This is a genomic window from Xanthomonas sp. CFBP 8151 (genome assembly GCF_011761885.1).
GTDB classification, from domain to species: Bacteria; Pseudomonadota; Gammaproteobacteria; order Xanthomonadales; family Xanthomonadaceae; genus Xanthomonas; species Xanthomonas arboricola_B.
The window spans coordinates 263,187-279,639 of the sequence record NZ_JAASQZ010000001.1; the positions used below are offsets into that span (position 1 = coordinate 263,187).

At 66.2% G+C, this 16,453-nt stretch carries 13 protein-coding genes; 8 read left to right on the forward strand and 5 right to left on the reverse strand.

The features are described from left to right. Positions 1–93: 93 nt before the first annotated feature. The 3 genes from gph (at position 94) to FHT08_RS01245 (ending at position 4,391) form a co-directional block, all read left to right on the forward strand. Complete coding sequence (gene gph / locus FHT08_RS01235) at positions 94–744, forward strand: phosphoglycolate phosphatase (RefSeq protein ID WP_166774016.1); 651 nt, start codon at positions 94–96, stop codon at positions 742–744. 399 nt (positions 745–1,143) lie between these two features. Further along, positions 1,144–3,387, forward strand: a complete 2,244-nt coding sequence (locus FHT08_RS01240) for a TonB-dependent siderophore receptor (protein WP_166774017.1) — start codon at positions 1,144–1,146, stop codon at positions 3,385–3,387. A gap of 89 nt (positions 3,388–3,476) precedes the next feature. Beyond that, on the forward strand, positions 3,477–4,391 hold the full coding sequence (locus tag FHT08_RS01245; protein ID WP_166774745.1) for an alpha/beta hydrolase-fold protein: 915 nt from the start codon (positions 3,477–3,479) through the stop codon (positions 4,389–4,391). Positions 4,392–4,509: 118 nt separating this feature from the next. On the opposite strand, the gene FHT08_RS01250 is transcribed toward FHT08_RS01245, so the two are convergent. Both FHT08_RS01250 and FHT08_RS01255 read right to left on the reverse strand, forming a co-directional pair. Further along, positions 4,510–4,902: a TfoX/Sxy family protein gene (locus FHT08_RS01250; RefSeq protein ID WP_104605929.1), complete on the reverse strand. Its 393-nt coding sequence runs from the start codon at positions 4,900–4,902 to the stop codon at positions 4,510–4,512. After that, positions 4,899–5,381: a GAF domain-containing protein gene (locus FHT08_RS01255; RefSeq protein WP_047130634.1), complete on the reverse strand. Its 483-nt coding sequence runs from the start codon at positions 5,379–5,381 to the stop codon at positions 4,899–4,901. The genes FHT08_RS01250 and FHT08_RS01255 overlap by 4 nt, the downstream gene beginning before the upstream one ends. A 116-nt stretch (positions 5,382–5,497) precedes the next feature. Between FHT08_RS01255 and bioD the strand changes: the two genes are divergently transcribed. After that, entirely contained in the window at positions 5,498–6,172 is a 675-nt protein-coding gene (bioD, locus tag FHT08_RS01260; protein ID WP_166774018.1) for a dethiobiotin synthase, read from the forward strand. A 276-nt stretch (positions 6,173–6,448) separates the two neighbouring features. On the opposite strand, the gene FHT08_RS01265 is transcribed toward bioD, so the two are convergent. Further along, entirely contained in the window at positions 6,449–6,811 is a 363-nt protein-coding gene (locus FHT08_RS01265) for a phasin family protein (protein ID WP_016900975.1), read from the reverse strand. 191 nt (positions 6,812–7,002) lie between these two features. Beyond that, positions 7,003–7,356 (reverse strand): 6-carboxytetrahydropterin synthase QueD, encoded by a 354-nt coding sequence (queD, locus tag FHT08_RS01270; protein WP_016900974.1) that lies wholly within the window; start codon positions 7,354–7,356, stop codon positions 7,003–7,005. Between the two features lie 276 nt (positions 7,357–7,632). Here queD and FHT08_RS01275 point away from each other — a divergent pair, with 276 nt between their 5' ends. Then, entirely contained in the window at positions 7,633–10,254 is a 2,622-nt protein-coding gene (locus FHT08_RS01275) for a TonB-dependent receptor (protein ID WP_208408863.1), read from the forward strand. 110 nt (positions 10,255–10,364) lie between these two features. After that, on the forward strand, positions 10,365–12,650 hold the full coding sequence (locus FHT08_RS01280) for a transferrin receptor-like dimerization domain-containing protein (RefSeq protein ID WP_166774020.1): 2,286 nt from the start codon (positions 10,365–10,367) through the stop codon (positions 12,648–12,650). A 145-nt stretch (positions 12,651–12,795) separates the two neighbouring features. Here the strand turns inward: FHT08_RS01280 and FHT08_RS01285 are convergent, their stop codons facing one another. Further along, positions 12,796–14,184, reverse strand: coding sequence for a DEAD/DEAH box helicase (locus FHT08_RS01285; RefSeq protein ID WP_104536350.1), 1,389 nt, complete (start codon positions 14,182–14,184; stop codon positions 12,796–12,798). A 309-nt stretch (positions 14,185–14,493) separates the two neighbouring features. Between FHT08_RS01285 and FHT08_RS01295 the strand changes: the two genes are divergently transcribed. Next, the gene (locus tag FHT08_RS01295) at positions 14,494–15,552 is read left to right on the forward strand and encodes a fumarylacetoacetate hydrolase family protein (protein ID WP_208408864.1); all 1,059 of its coding nucleotides are present in this window, start codon (positions 14,494–14,496) and stop codon (positions 15,550–15,552) included. 43 nt (positions 15,553–15,595) lie between these two features. Beyond that, positions 15,596–16,258, forward strand: coding sequence for a maleylacetoacetate isomerase (gene maiA, locus FHT08_RS01300; protein WP_166774022.1), 663 nt, complete (start codon positions 15,596–15,598; stop codon positions 16,256–16,258). Positions 16,259–16,453 lie beyond the last annotated feature (195 nt).

The window sequence follows — 16,453 nt, forward strand, 5'->3', positions numbered from 1 at the left end:
CTTGCATCGGCCGTCTGTATCGCGCCATGGTGACATGTCCTGAATCCTGCAGCTCGTAAACTGCAATCCGCTCCCCCCAACGAGACCGTGCGCATGTTTCCGTATCCGCTGGCGATCTTCGACCTGGATGGCACGCTGGTGGACAGCGCACCCAATATCGCCGAAGCGCTCAACGCCACCTTGCAGGAACTCGGACTGCAGCAGTTCAGTGAGGCGACGATCCGCAGCTGGATCGGCGAAGGCGTGCACGTACTGCTTGCCACCGCCCTGCGCGAAGCAGGCGGCACCCACGATGCCGATACCGAGATGCCGGTGATGATGCGTCACTACCAGGCCTGCCTGCTGCACAACCCGCAGCTGTATCCCGGGGTTGCCGAGGCATTGGCCGGCCTGCGCGATGCCGGCGTCACGCTGGCGTTGTGCACCAACAAGCCCGCGCGCTTCATCGCGCCGCTGCTGGAGCATCTGGGCATCGCTACGCATTTCAGCAGTGTGCTCGGTGGCGATTCGCTGCCGCAGCGCAAACCCGATGCAGCGCCGCTGCTGCACCTGGCCAGGCAGTTCCGGCACACACCGCAGCAGTGTCTGATGGTTGGCGATTCGGCCACCGATGCGGCCGCTGCGAACGCCGCGGCAATGCCGCTGGCGATGGTGCGTTACGGCTATCTGCGCGGCTTCGATGTGCGTAGCGCCGGTGCCGTGGCCATCGTCGATGACATGCGGCAATTGCTGGCATTGAAGTAAGGGGCGCGGTGGTAGTGGAGTGGGGTGCAGCCATCGTCCACACCCCGGCGTAGCAACCAACACCACCGTCGGCTGGCTGCGTTTGCCGCCTTGAATGATGGTCTTTTGCACGATGGCCGCATCGTCAGCAAGCTGCCGTGCCCCCTCTCCGGTAGACGCCATTGGTGACGCCCGCGCTGCCAAAAGCCGCAACGCCTGCACCGCGCCAGCGCAACACTTTGATTTGAGAATGAATCGCATCTGTGTAGAATGCGCGGACAAGCTTGACTGCGTCAGCGCCGCGCACGCACGTCGCGCGCGGCGCTGCATGCATCACCCCCATCGTGTCACCTCAAGCCGTCGCCAGAGGTCCATCTCCTGTCGAGAGGTTTGAAAATGTCCGCATCACGCCGGTCATGGATGTCTGCGCCTGCACGTCGTCCCGTGTTGTCCCACCCTCAGCTGGTGCTGGCCATTGCTCTCGGTTGCGGCAGCTGCATCTGCAGCGCATCCGCCGAAGACGCCATAGCCGATGCGCAATCGCTGGACACCGTGCACGTCACCGCCGCGCAAATCGCACGCCAGGCCCTGGGGTCATCGGTGATTACCGCCGAAGACATCGAACGACGCCCACCGGTCAACGATCTGTCGCAGTTGCTGCGCACCATGCCGGGCGTCAATCTCACTGGCAACAGTGCCTCCGGCCAGTACGGCAACAACCGCCAGATCGATCTGCGCGGCATGGGTCCGGAAAACACGCTGATTCTGGTCGACGGCAAGCCGGTGGGATCGCGCGATGCGGTGCGCATGGGCCGCAGCGGCGAGCGCAATACGCGCGGCGACACCAATTGGGTGCCAGCCGAAGCGGTGGAGCGCATCGAGGTGCTGCGCGGCCCGGCCGCGGCACGTTATGGTTCCGGTGCCTCCGGCGGTGTGGTCAACATCATCACCAAGAAGCCGACCGGCGACCTGACCGGCTCGATGACGGTGTTCGGCCTGGTGCCACAGCACAGTGCCGAAGGCGGCGGCCAGCGGACGGGTTTCCAGCTCAGCGGACCGCTGACCGATACGTTCTCGTTCCGCCTCTACGGCAATCTCAACAAGACCGATCCGGATTCGCTGGATCTCAATCGCCGCTTTGCCAGCAGTGCCGCTGCGGTGCCGCCGGCCGGGCGCGAGGGCGTGCGCAACAAGGACATCAACGGCCTGCTGCGCTGGGATCCGACGGAAGGCCAGGTGATCGAACTCGATGCCGGCGTCAGCCGCCAGGGCAACCTGTACGCCGGTGATCGCGCGGTCAGCGCCGATGGCCTGGCCGGTGCAGATCTGGGTGCATTGTTCGGCAGCGAAACCAACACCATGCTCCGCCGCACCGCCTCGCTGACCCATCGCGGCACCTGGGCGCTCGGCACCTCGCGCCTCACAGCCGCCTACGAAGGCACCGACAATACCCGCCTCAACGAAGGCCTGGCCGGCGGCCCCGAAGGCTCCATTGCCGCCAGCCTGCTCGATTCCACTGCCACCCTCGACAATCTCAACATCGACGGCGAGTTCAACATGCCGCTGCAGGCCTGGGCCGAGCAGGTGCTGACGCTGGGCTTCGAGCGCCGCCAGAGCCGCCTCAGCGATGCGTATTCGATGTCGCAGACGGTGAGCGCCGGCGGCGGCTTTCCCGGTCTTGCCAACGGCACACGCAGCCCGCGCAGCGAGGCCACGCTCAGCGCGGTGTATCTGGAAGACAACATCTACGCCAGCGAGCGGCTGACGCTGACGCCGGGTGTACGGCTGGATCACCACAGCCAGTTCGGCAACAACCTCAGTCCCAGCCTCAACGTGCAGTACAAACTCAGCGAAGACTGGTTGCTCAAGGGCGGTATCGCGCGTGCCTTCAAGGCACCCAACCTGTATCAGTCCAACGCCAACTATCTGTATTACACGCGCGGCAACGGCTGCCCGGTGCTGTTCCCCAGTCTCGGCTCCGGCTGCTACATCCAGGGCAACGACGAGCTCGACCCGGAGACCAGCATCAACAAGGAAATCGGCATCGAGTGGGCACCGCAGACCGGTCACCATGCGTCGTTGACGTACTTCCACAATGCCTACGACGACAAGATCGTCGCCGGCATGGTGCCGGTGGGTGTCACGGCCGACCGGCGCGGGCAGGTGTTCCAGTGGACCAACGCATCGGAAGCGATCGTGCAGGGCGTGGAAGGCAATCTCACCCTGCCGCTGCTGGGCGAGCAGGGCCGCGAGCTGAAGTGGAACACCAATGTCACCTACATGATCGAGAACAAGAACACCGCGACCGATCAGCCGCTGTCGGTGATCCCCGAATACACCGTCAATACCACGCTGGATTGGCAGCCGACCCAGGCGTTGTCGCTGCTGCTCACCGGGACCTTCTACGGCAAGCAGGAATCGGCCACGCAATCGAGCACCAGCGGCGGCGCCATCGCCCCCGACTCGCGCGACCCCTACGACCTGTGGGGTGTCAGTGCGCACTACCGCATCACCCGCAAGGTCAGCGTGGGCGTCGGTGTGGACAATCTGTTCGACACCCGCCTGTTCCGTGAAGGCACCAACAACACCGGCGGCGCGGCGGGTGCAGCCACCTACAACGAACCCGGTCGCGCGTATTGGGCGAGCCTGAGTTTCGGTTTCTGACAGCGATGCGGCGCCGCGTGCGAACGTGCGCGCCGCAACAGGAGAGTGCAATGACCCGACAGCAGCGTTGGCAGTTTGCGTGTGCCGGTATGCTGATGTGGATCGTCGGCGTTGTGCCGGCGTTCGCACAGCCGGACCTGAGCCGCACGATCGGCAGCACCGTCGCCGATCGTCCCAGTGGCACGTATGTCTTCAGCGCGTTGCGCCTGGATTCGGCCGATGGCCAGCGCCATTACCGTGTGCGCATCGCCACCCCCAAAGCTGCGCCACCGGCTGCGGGATATCCGGTGGTGTATCTGCTGGATGGCAATGCCGCATTGATGGAACTGGATGAGCGCCTGCTCGACAGCCTGTCCACGCACGGCGATGCGCCGGTGCTGGTGTTCATCGCCGACGACAGCGCGTTGCGCATCGATGCGGTGGGACGCAGCCTGGACTACACGCCTGCGCGCTACAGCGACGGGCGGGTGGAAACCGATCCGCTCGATCCGCAGCGCAGAACCGGCGGTGCGGCGGCGTTCGCGCAACTGATCGCAACAGGCATTCGCCCGCAGGTGGAAGCGCGCGTGGCGGTGGATCGTCAGCGGCAGACGCTGTGGGGCCATTCGTATGGCGGGCTGTTCGTGCTGCAGGTGTTGCTGACGCAGCCGCAGCTGTTCCAGCACTACGTCGCGGTCGATCCATCGCTGTGGTGGGGCGATGGGTTTGTCGTCCAGCAGGCGCAGCGCGTGGTCGACCATGCACGGGAGGGTTCGGCAGACACACAGCCATCCAGGCGTCGCCTCACGCTGATGGCAGGCGAGGGCGGACCACCGGCGAACCCCGCAAAACCGGATCGTCCGGGGCGGCCGCTTGCAGAGCCACAGGCCGCACAACGCCTCGTCGCGCTGCTGTCGTCGTTACCCGGTCTCACCGCCGACTATCAACCGCTACCAGGCCTCAGCCATGGCAAGACGTTGGGCGCATCGCTCGCGCCAACGTTGCGGGATGCAGCGACGCGTTGATGAAGTGAGATCAAGCAAGCGGTCGAAGATAAACCGCTCCGGGCATCGACAAGCACGCTGTTGCCGGTCGCAGCGCTAGCGTCATGCGCATGCAGCGGTGGCCATTCGACGCAGGCACTCAGTCGTCGCGCGTTTCGCGCAGGTCTGCAGTGTCGTCGTCTGCTTCGCCCAGGTCGCCGTGCGTGTCGTCGTTGTCGGCGCGGGCGTAGTGCACGGTCTCCACCGGCCCACCGACCGCGCGGCCGCGCACCGGCAATAGCGCACTGGCCGCTTCGTATTCGGCAAGCAAGGCATGCCGGCGCGCTTCCGGCACGTCCTGCCAATGGCAGTCGGTCAACGCGCCTTCCAGCGAATACAGCAGGTTGAGGCTGGGCTTGAAGCCGGCACGGCGTACTTTGACGAATGCACCCACCGCACCAACCGCCTGCAGATCCTGCTGCGTGCGCAGGCCGACCTGGCGCAACCACGCGGCACTTTTCGGGCCGATATTGCGCAGCCGTTCGGTGGTCACGTCAGCGCGCCGACAAAGACCTGTGCAAGGGCTTCCAGGCCGCGCTGATCGTCGGCGTCGAAGCGATCCAGCTCCGGGCTGTCCAGATCCAGCACGCCGATCAGCGCATCGCCCTTCACCAGCGGAATCACCAGCTCAGAGCGCGAGGCCGAATCGCAGGCGATATGCCCGGGGAAGGCGTCCACGTCGGCAATGCGCTGACTCTGCCGGGTGCTGGCAGCCGCGCCGCACACGCCCTTGTCCAGCGGAATGCGTACGCAGGCCGGCAAGCCCTGGAACGGCCCCACCACCAGCTCGCGGCCGTCGTAGAAATAGAAGCCGGCCCAGTTGAGCGACGGCAACGAATTGAAGATCAGCGCCGCCAGGTTGGCGGCATTGGCGATCCGGTCCGGCTCGCCATGCACCAGTGCCTGGGCCTGGGCGGTGAGCTGGGCGTATTGTTCCGGCTTGCTGCCGGTCAGCGAAGAGGTTGCGAACATGGCCGAAGTTTAGCAGCGGCCATCCGCAGCGGCATTGCGACTCAGCCGTGCGTTTGGATCGGCACGCTATGCTGCGCGCCCCACGGCAACCGCGGCGCGGCCGCAGGACCACACCCATGCAGCTTCCGGCGTTGTATGTCACCGGCACCGACACCGGCATCGGTAAGACCATGGCCAGCACCGCGCTGCTGCACGCGCTGCGCAAGCAAGGGCACACGGCGGTCGGCATGAAGCCGGTGGCCAGTGGTTGCGAGAACACACCGCTGGGCTGGCGCAACGAGGACGCGCTGGCGCTGCAGGCCGCCAGCGACCCGCAACCCGATTACGCCACCCTCAATCCCTATGCCTTGCCGGCACCGCTGGCGCCGGAACTGGCCGCCGCCGATGTCGGGATGACCCTGTCGCTGGAACCGATCGCCCAGGCCTTCGCGCAATTGCGCGCGCAGGCCGAGGTGGTGGTGGTGGAAGGTGTGGGCGGCTGGGCCGCGCCATTGAGCGCGGATCTGGACCAGGCCGATCTGGTACGTGCGCTCAAGCTGCCCGTCGTGCTGGTGGTCGGCATCCGGCTGGGCTGCATCAATCACGCGCGTCTGACCGCTGCGGCGATCGCTGCCGACGGGCTGGACTGCATCGGCTGGATCGCCAACGAGGTCGACCCGCAGATGGAGCGCATCGGGGAGAACATCGGCATGCTGCGCCAGCGCCTGGCGATGCCGTGCTGGGGCCGGATCGCCTGGCGGCCGGACGCCGATGCCGCGGCGCAATCGCTGGGGCTGCACGTGCCGGTCTGAATGACATGGGACATCTGGCGACCGCGTAACTGCTGCGCGATGCGCTCGGCTACCAGGATCCCCAGACGCTGTTCGAAGCTTGCGCGCAGTGCGGCACTCGCACTGCGTCCCGGCGTTTTCCAGGGCATGCCTGCGCAACGCCGCCATACCGCCGGTCGAATTGTCAGCACGCGCAATGCGCAGACAATAAAAAAGCCCGACAGAGGGAGGGATCTGTCGGGCCGGATTGCATGGGGGGAGGGACCCATGCAAAGACGCTGAATTTTTTGTTGGCGGTTACGTGCGCCGGGTCTTGCCTTTGGCGGCCTGCTCGTTGTTGGCCTCGAACTGCTGCTTGGCCAGTTGGCCGAGCGCATCGGATGCCTTCAATCCCAGTCCGACCATTTCGTGATTCACCGAGGCCAGACGTTCCAGGTTGTCGCGGGCCAGTTGCAACCCCTTCGGCCAGAGCGTCTGGTAGGCGCCCAGGTCGCGGGCCTGGGCAAATTCACCGAAGAAGCTGGTGGTCGCACTGACGTTGCGTTCGAGCGTCTTCAGCTGCAGGCCAAACGCGTTTTCAGCGTGTTCCATCGCCAACTGGTTGGCGCGTGCCGCTGCGGAAGCGAAGCTGTTGAAGCCGTTTTCGAACTGCGCCGACATTGCGAACCCCTTGGGGAAGGCTGTGACCGTTGTTGCGTTGCAGCATACGCGGATATTGCTGCGATGCAACACGTTTGCTGAAAGTTTCCAAAACCGTCTGCGAAGCCTTTTGAAATCAATCCATTATCCATGCCGCAGAAATGGCAAGGCCGCCCGGCGGCGGCCTTGCGTCACATGACTGCGCTGCGCGATCAGCCGCGATAGCGGCAGCCGGAGGTGCAGGTTTCGTGCACCACGATCTCGCTCAGCTGCGGCAGCGCCGGCTTGAGCTGGTTCCAGATCCAGATCGCCAGCCGCTCGCTGGTCGGGTTTTCCAGTCCCTCGATATCGTTGAGGTAATGGTGGTCCAGGCGGTCGTAGATCGGTTGGAAGGCGGCCTTGATGTCGCCGAAATCCATGATCCAGCCGGTCTGCGCGCCGGGTTCGCCGCTGACATGCAGCTCGACCCGGAACGAATGCCCGTGCAGGCGGGCGCACTTGTGGCCGGGCGGCACATTGGGAAGCCGATGCGCGGCTTCGAGCGTAAAGACTTTGAAGATATCCATGCGCGACATTGTAAGTGCGCCGATGCCTGCCGGGCTGACCTGTCGCGGCGGCCCAGCGCGCATCTGGGCCCTCGCGTGGCACCACGGCACGCCTCGGCCGCGTCGCGCAGGAGCGCCGCCTGGCCGCACGCGCTCCGATGCGCGTCCTACCGCGCCCGGCCAGCGGCGTGTGTCACGGCGCGTCATATCTCTATGCAAATCTGTAATTTTTGTTAATCGATCGCGCATGGCCCACTGCAAAACCCCCATTCATGGATGCCGTGCGTGAAGCGCCCGATGCCTTATCTGCTGTCTGCTGCCGTTCTGTCGGCGCTGATTCCCCTTGCCCATGCCGACGACGCGACACCCGACACGGGCAAGACCCTGGCCACCGTCAGCGTCACCGGTTCCAATATCAAGCGCACCGACAGCGAAGGCCCGAACCCGGTGCAGGTGATCGACCGCCAGCAGCTGGAGCAGTCCGGCAAGGTCACCGTGGCCGACGCGCTGCGCTCGATCTCGGCCAACACCGGCAACGCCACCAACGAAACCACCAACAACGGCTGGGCATCCGGCTCGGCAGGCATCGGCCTGCGCGGGCTGTCGCAGAAGAACACCCTGGTGCTGCTCAACGGACGCCGCCTGGCCAACTACGGCTTTCCCGCCAATGGCCTGGGCGACACCTTCGTCAACCTCAACGCATTGCCGCTGGTGGCGGTGGAACGCATCGAAGTGCTCAAGGACGGCGCCTCTGCCGTATACGGCTCCGACGCGGTGGCCGGGGTGGTCAACATCATCACCCGCCAGGATTTCCAGGGCGCCGAGCTGGGCCTAAGCGGCGGTACCTCCGATCAGGGCGGCATGGACACCCAGCGCGCCAAGTTCATCGGCGGCATCGGCGACCTGGACCGCGACGGCTACAACATCCTTTTCAGTTTCGACGCCTATAACCGCGACCGGCTGGATCAGGATCAGCGCGAGCTGACCCGTTCGGGCATCTACACCGACCTGCCCGGCGGGCGCTGGAACGGCTGGTCGGCCAAGGGCGCGCGCTATCTGGTCGGCGGTCGCTCGGTGCCGATGCTGGATGCGCAAGGCAATTGCCCCGCGGGTACGGTGCTCACCGCCAGCGCGCCGATCGACGGCCTGGCCGGCGATACCTGCGGCTTCAACCAGGCTCCATTCACCACGCTGATTCCCTCGACCAAGCGCTATCAGGCCTACACCAACGCCACCTTCCGGCTCAGCGACACCGTCGAAGCCTTCGGCGAGGCGCTTTACAGCGAGGTCAAGGGCGTGTCGATCTTCGGCTCCAGCCCGTACTTCACCCTGGAAGGCGGCCGCTTCGCCTTGAATGCCACCAGCGGGCTGGCCGAGCCGGTGTCCAACCTGTTGCCGGCCTCCAGCCCGTACAACCCGTACGGCACTGCGGTGCCGATCGAATACACCTTCTTCGACCTGGGCCAGACGGTCAAAACCAATCGCTCGCAGTCCTACCGTTTTCTCGGCGGCGTGCGCGGCAAGACCGAGCGCTGGGACTGGGAGGCGGCTGCGTTCGCCGCACGCAGCACCGAGCACGAGACCGTGTCCGGCGGTTTCGCCAACCGCTTCACGCTGGCGCAGGCGCTGGCCGACGGCAGCTACAACCTGCTCAACCCGTCCGCCACGCCGCAGTCGGTGATCGACGGCATCAACCTCAGCACGCTGCGCCCGGCGCAATCGACCTTGCGCGGCGTCGATGCCAAGGTGTCCGGCAACCTGTTCGAGCTGCCGGCCGGCAGCGTCGGGTTCGCTGCCGGTGCCGAGTGGCGGCAGGAGGAGCTGGTCTCGCGCAATCCCTGGCAGATCGACCAGGGCCTGCAGATCCGCCCCGCAATTGCCGCGGTGGATGGCGAGCGCCGGGTGTCGGCGCTGTATGCCGAGGTCAACCTGCCGCTGCTGCGATCGCTGGAACTGCAGCTGGCCGGGCGCGGCGATCACTACAGCGATTTCGGCGAGGCGTTTTCGCCCAAGGCCAGCCTGCGCTGGCAACCGCTGGACGCCGTGCTGGTGCGCGCGGCCGCCTCGCGCGGCTTCCGCGCACCGTCGTTGTCGGAGAATGCGGCCAGCACGAATATTTCCTACGGCTCGGTGGTCGACCCGTTCGATCCGGACGTGCCGGGCTCGCGCCAGAACCCGACCTTCTTCACCGTCGGCAACACCGCGCTCGAACCCGAGCGCACGCGCAGCTACAACCTGGGCGTGGTGCTGTCGCCGTGGGCCGACACCAGCCTGAGCGTGGACTGGTACAAGATCGAACTGGAGAATCTGGTCGGCACCGGCAACAACGCCACCATCGTGCAGACCAACGACCCGGCCGACGTCATCCGCAACGAGCGCGGCACGCTGGTGGCGGTGTACAACCGCTACCAGAACCTCAGCGAGCTGACGACCTCGGGGATCGATGTGGAACTGCGCCAGCGCTGGCGCACCGAAGCGGCCGGCAACTTCGGCCTCAATACCGCCTACACCCATGTGCGCGATTACCGTCGTCCCACCGTGGTCGGTGGCCCGTTGCAGGATTACGCCGGCAGCAATCTCGGCCCGTCGTTGCCACGCAACAAGGCGACCACCACGCTGGACTGGAACCTGGGCACCGTCAGCGCCGCACTGACCTGGTACTACACCGGCGGCTACGACCAGAAGGCCAGCACCGCGGCCAGTGCCGTGCAGTCGCGCGTGGGCGACTACAACCAGTTCGACCTGTATCTGGGTTACAGCGGGATCGACAAGCTCACCCTGTACGCCAAGATCGAGAACCTGGCCGACAAGCAGCCGCCGGTCGATGCCTCGTTTCCGGGCATTCGTGCGCCTTACGACTTCACCCAGTACGACCTGCGCGGGCGCTACTTCACCGTTGGCCTGGACTATCGCTTCTGATCGGCATACCCACGGCCCATGCACGCTTGTGCGATGGTGCGTGCGTGCTCCAGCGTGCTGTCTCAACCCAATCGCTGTTCGCCCCCGGGACACTCTATCAAGGAACTCCGATGACGTCTTCGCAGCATGCCTGGCTGCTCGCCCTGGCCTTTGTCGCACCTTCCCTTGCCGCCCAACCTGCGGCCCAACCCGCCGCGCTGCCGGGTTACGACGCCGCTGCCGCACAGGCGCAACGCGCGCTGGAAGCGCGTTTCGATAGCGGCCTGAAGGACGCCGATTATCGCGGCTGGTTGAAGCAATGGGCGTCGGCGCCGAACCATGTCGGCGCGCCGCACAACCTGGAAAATGCCCGCGATCTGCAAAGCCGCCTGCGCGGCTATGGGTGGGACGCGCGCATCGAAACCTTCGAGGTGCTGTGGCCCTCGCCCAGGAGCTCGCAGCTGGAGTTGCTCGGGGCCAAGCCGTATGTCGCGCGTCTGAAGGAGCCGCCGTTGCCGGGCGATAGCACCTCCACCCAGACCGAAAACGTGCTGCCGCCGTATGTGATCTACGGCGGCAACGGCGATGTCACCGGCGATCTGGTCTACGTCAATTACGGCATCGCCGAAGACTATGAAGCGCTGGCGCGCAACGGCGTGGATGTGCGCGGCAAGATCGTCATCGCCCGCTACGGCAAGGGCTGGCGCGGGCTCAAGCCGCGGCTGGCGCAGGAGCATGGCGCCATCGGCGCGATCATCTATTCCGATCCGCGCGACGACGGTTATTTTCAGGATCGGGCATATCCGGATGGCCCGGCGCGTAATCAGTGGAGCGTGCAACGCGGCTCGGTCGCCAACTTCGCGATCTATCCCGGCGATCCGCTGACGCCGGGCGTCGGCGCCAGCAAGGGCGCCAAACGCCTGAAGGTCGACCAGGCCGGCAGCGTGTTGAAGATTCCGACCCTGCCGATCAGTTGGGGCGACGCGCAACCCTTGCTGGCCGCGCTGGGCGGGCCGGTGGTACCGGAGGACTGGCGCGGCGCGCTGCCGATCACCTACCGCATCGGCGGCGACGACACCGCGCGCGTGCATCTCAAGGTGGATGCGGAGTGGGGCAGCAAGACCATCTACAACGTCATCGCCACCCTGCGTGGCAGCGAGTCTCCGGACCAGTGGGTGGTGCGCGGAAATCACCGCGACGGCTGGGTGTTCGGTGCGGCCGATCCGCTGTCGGGGACCACCGCCTTGCTGGCTGAAGCCAAGGCGATCGGCGAGCTGGCCAGGCAGGGGCAGCGCCCCAAGCGCACGCTCGTCTATGCCAGTTGGGACGGCGAGGAGGCCGGCCTGCTCGGCTCCACCGAATGGGCCGAACAGCATGCCGACGAACTGCGCCGCAAGGCGGTGCTGTACGTCAACACCGACGGCAACGGGCGCGGCTTTCTCAATGCCGGCGGCAGCCATGCGTTGCAACGCCTGGTCAACGGCGTGGCGGCGGATCTGCGCGACCCCGACAGCGGCGTGAGCGTGCTCGAACGGCAACGCGCCCGTACCCGTATCGATGCGCTGGCGCCCACCGCCAAGCCGGCGCAAAAAGACATCGCCAAGCAGGTCGCATCCGGCGGCGACGTGCCGCTCAAGGCGCTCGGCTCGGGCAGCGACTACAGCCCGTTCCTGCAGCATCTGGGGCTGACCACGCTGGATCTGGGCTATGCCGGGCAGGGCGGCGGCAGCGGTGTCTATCACTCGCTGTATGACTCCTACGATTATTTCGCGCGCTACATCGACCCGGACTTCAGCTATCTGCCGCTGTTGTCGCAGACGGTCGGCCGCACGGTGCTGCGCGTCGCCAACGCGCCAGTGTTGCCGCAACGCTTTGGCGATTTCGCCGACGCGGTGGCCGGCTACGCGCAGGACCTCAAGCAGCAGGCCGACAGCGACCGCACTGCCGCCCGCACCCAGGCCGAGTTGTTGCAGGCCGGTGCCTATGCGGCCGTCGACAACCCGAACCGACCGCAACGTGCGCCCGAGCCGAAAGCCGCGGTGCCGCAGATCGACTTCGCCGCACTGGATCAGGCCATTAGCCGCCTGCAAACCAGCGCCAGACGCTATGACGATGCACTGGCATCGCGCGGCGGCGCATTGGATGCACGCGTGCGCGGCAAGCTCAATGCCTCGCTGCAGCACATCGACCAGACCCTGCTGGCCGAAGGCGGTCTGCCGGGGCGGCCGTGGTACCGGAACCTGATCTACGCACCGGGTCTGGCCACCGGATACGAGGTCAAGACCTTGCCCGGCATCCGCGAGGCGCTGGAAGACCGGCGTTGGGAGGATCTGAGCGCCTACATCGTGCAGACCGCTGTGGTGCTGGATCGGTATCGCGAGGCGATCGATCGCAATACCGCGTTGATCGAAGGCTAGGGGCGTGACAGATTGCGTCGAAGGTTGACGCGCAGTCGCGTTTGCACCGCATCGCCTGTGCCGCGCCCACAAAAAAGCCGCCCCGAAAGGCGGCTTTTTTCAGTTCAACGCAGAGCTGGGCGCCGGTCGCACTGGCGTCCTGGCGTCAGCGCGTGCCGCCAGGACGCTGACCGCCACGGCCACCATCGCGACGGCCTGCACCGGCACCGGCGGCAACCCCGGCCTGACGCGGACCGCCGCTGCGCTGGCCACCCGGCTTCTTCGGGCCGGCATGCGCATGCGCCTGACGCGGTGCATCGCCATGCGGACGACGGGCGTGGCTCTTGCGCGGGGCGCGATCGCCACCCGGCTGCTCGGCACGGCCCGGCGCGCTATTGCCCCAACGGATCGGGGTCTGCGGCTCGTAGCCCGGCACGTCGCGGATTTCCACGTCGCGGCCGAGCATGCGCACGATCTGGCGCAGCAGCTTGGCTTCGTCCTGCGCCACCAGCGAGATCGCCTCGCCGGTGGAGCCGTTACGGCCGGTGCGGCCGATGCGGTGCACGTAATCCTCGGCCACCATCGGAAGGTCGTAGTTGATGACCTTGGGCAACTGGTCGATGTCGATGCCGCGCGCGGCGATATCGGTGGCCACCAGCACGGTCACGCGGCCGGCCTTGAAGTCGCTCAGCGCGCGCATGCGCTGACCCTGGCTCTTGTTGCCGTGGATCGCCGCGGTCTTGATGCCGGACTTCTCCAGGAACAGCGCCAGCTTGTCGCTGCCGTGCTTGGTGCGTGCGAACACCAGGGTCTGCTCGCGGCTGTCCTGCGCCAGCAGGTGCAGCAGCAGATCGCGCTTGCGTGCGCCATCGACCGGGTGCACGCGGTGGGTGATGCTCTCGGCCACGGTGTTGCTCGGGGTGACCTGGATCTGCATCGGGTTACGCATGAACTCCAGCGCCAGCTGCTTGATGTTCTCCTCGAACGTCGCCGAGAACAGTAGGGTCTGACGGTCCTGGCGCGGCAGCTTGGTCAGGATGCGCTTGATCGACGGCAAGAAGCCCATGTCGAGCATGCGATCGGCTTCGTCCAGGATCAGCACTTCGATGCCGGACAGGTCCACGCTGCGACGCTCGATATGGTCGATCAGCCGGCCCGGGCAGGCGATCAGCAGGTCCACGCCGCGACGCAGCGTGTCGAGCTGGTTGCCCATGCCCACGCCGCCATAGATCACCGCGCTCGGGATGCGCAGGTACTTGCTATAGCCGCGCAGGCTGTCGTGCACCTGGGTGGCCAGTTCGCGGGTGGGGGTCAGGATCAGCGCGCGCGGCTTGCGCGGGCCGTTGACCGGCTGCGGCGAGGTGCCCAGGTGCTGCAGCAGCGGCAGGCCGAACGCAGCGGTCTTGCCGGTACCGGTCTGTGCGCCGGCCAGCAGGTCATGCCCTGCCAACACCAGCGGGATCGCCTGCTGCTGGATCGCGGTGGGGGTTTCGTAGCCCTGCTCGGCCAACGCGCGCAGCAGGAAGGGCGCCAGGCCCAGGGATTCAAAAGACATCGGAAAGCTCCAAGTAAAGCGTCGCCGCCAGGACAGGCCCGGAGCGCAAACGCATTGCAGATGCAAAAAAGTGAGGCTCGGAGCGTTCCCGTGAACCGCGCTGCGAGATGGTGGAACAACCCAATCTAAGGAGCGATGGGTTTGTCGGCACCACGAAAGACGTCGGGTGGGGCGGGCGAGCGGATCGATCGATCCTGGCCTCGCCGGCTGTCCCTAAGGGAAACGGACGGCCGCATGCAGACCGCGCCAGTGTACGCGCGTTTGGCGCGCTGCACAAAAGGCGAGTGGATCGGTTGGGCTGCGGGTCAGTTGTTTCAGTTGCAACCACTAGTGCGGCAGGCCGTACAATCGACCGATCAGCCACAGCACAGGACGGTCATGAAGCTAGGTTCCCTGAAGGAAGGCGGCCGCGATGGCTGCCTGATCGTGGTCGCGCGCGACCTGCGCACCGCGGTCCGCGCCACCGGCATCGCGCCGACGCTGCAGCGCGCGCTGGAAGACTGGAGCAATCTCGCGCCGCGCCTGAACGCCTTGTCGGCCTCGCTCAACGAAGGCAGTGCCGATGGCGTGTTCGATCTGGATCTGCAGGCGCTGGCCGCGCCGCTACCGCGTGCCTACGAGTTCGTCGACGGCAGCGCCTACCTGCCGCATGTGGAGCGCGTGCGCCGCGCTCGCAACGCCGAGGTGCCGGAGAGCTTCTACACCGACCCGCTGATGTACCAGGCCACCAGTGCCGGGTTTTACGGCCCGCGCGATGCGATCAAGGTGATCAGCGAAGACCACGGCATCGATCTGGAAGCCGAACTGGTGGTGATCACCGACGATGTGCCGATGGGGGCCTCGCCCGAGCAGGCCGCCGCGCATATCCAGCTGGTCGGCCTGGTCAACGACGTGTCGCTGCGCAATCTGATCCCGGCCGAGCTCGCCAAGGGCTTCGGCTTCGTGCAATCCAAGCCGCGCTCGGCGCTGTCGCCGGTGTTCGTCACCGTGGATGAGTTGGGCCAGGCATGGCGCGACAACAAGGTGCATCTGCCGCTGGTCACCCACGTCAATGGCGCCTGGTTCGGCGCGCCGGAAGCCGGTGACGACATGCAGTTCGACTTCGCCCAGCTGATCGCCCACGCCGCCAGGACCCGGCCGCTCTCGGCCGGTGCCATCGTCGGCTCCGGCACCATTGCCAACCAGGACACCACGCTGGGCGCCTCGTGCTTTGCCGAACAGCGCGTGGTGGAGACCCTGCGCGACGGCACGCCAAGTACGCCGTTCCTGTCCTTCGGCGACGTGGTGCGGATCGAGATGTTCGCTGCCGATGGCGCCAGCATCTTCGGTGCGATCGAACAGCGCGTCGAACGTCAGCCGCTGCCATGACATCGGCAAGGGCGCCTGCACAACACCGCACGCGAGGCCGGGCATGAGCGCGCCACTGGAACTGTTCTCGTACTGGCGCTCCAGCGCCGCGTATCGCGTGCGCATCGGCCTGCACCTCAAGGCGCTGGCCTACCTCGCGCATCCGGTGCATCTGCTGCGCGACGGCGGCGAGCAGCATGCACCGGCCTATGCGCAGCTCAACCCGCAGGAACTGGTGCCCACGTTGCGGCATGGCGCGGTGGTGATTCCGCAGTCGCTGGCGATCCTGGAATATCTGGAAGACGCGTTTGCGGACAGTACGCAGCTGCTCCCCGCCACACCGGCCGCGCGTGCCCGCGTGCGTGCCCTGGCGCAGGTGATCGCCTGCGATGTACATCCGCTCAACAATCTGCGTGTCACGCAGTTCTTCGAGCGCGAATGGCAACTGGATGCCGCGCAACGCCAGCAATGGACGCGTCACTGGATGCAGCGCGGCTTCTCCGCACTGGAAGCACAGTTGGCCAACGACGCGCAGACGGGCGAGTTCTGCCACGAGGACAGGCCGGGCCTGGCCGATTGCGTGCTGATTCCGCAGCTCTACAACGCGCGCCGTTTCAACGTCGATCTGACGGCGTATCCCACCCTGCAACGCATCGAACAGGCCTGCCTGGCAGTGCCGGCGTTCGACGCCGCGCGGCCGGAAATGCAGGCTGACGCGGCAGTGTAGAAGCGGGGAGTTGCCGACCGCATCTGCCCTTCGGCAGCCTCCCGCAATGTTAGAGGGCACGCCAAGCCATCGACGCGCGTGCGGACCCTGACGCTCACGCCGGTCTACTGCAGGTCGCTGATCTGCGGCCGCGCTGCAGGGCCCTTGCCCGCCCACCATCGCGGGACACGCTGCAAGTACGTCCTTGTAAGCTCT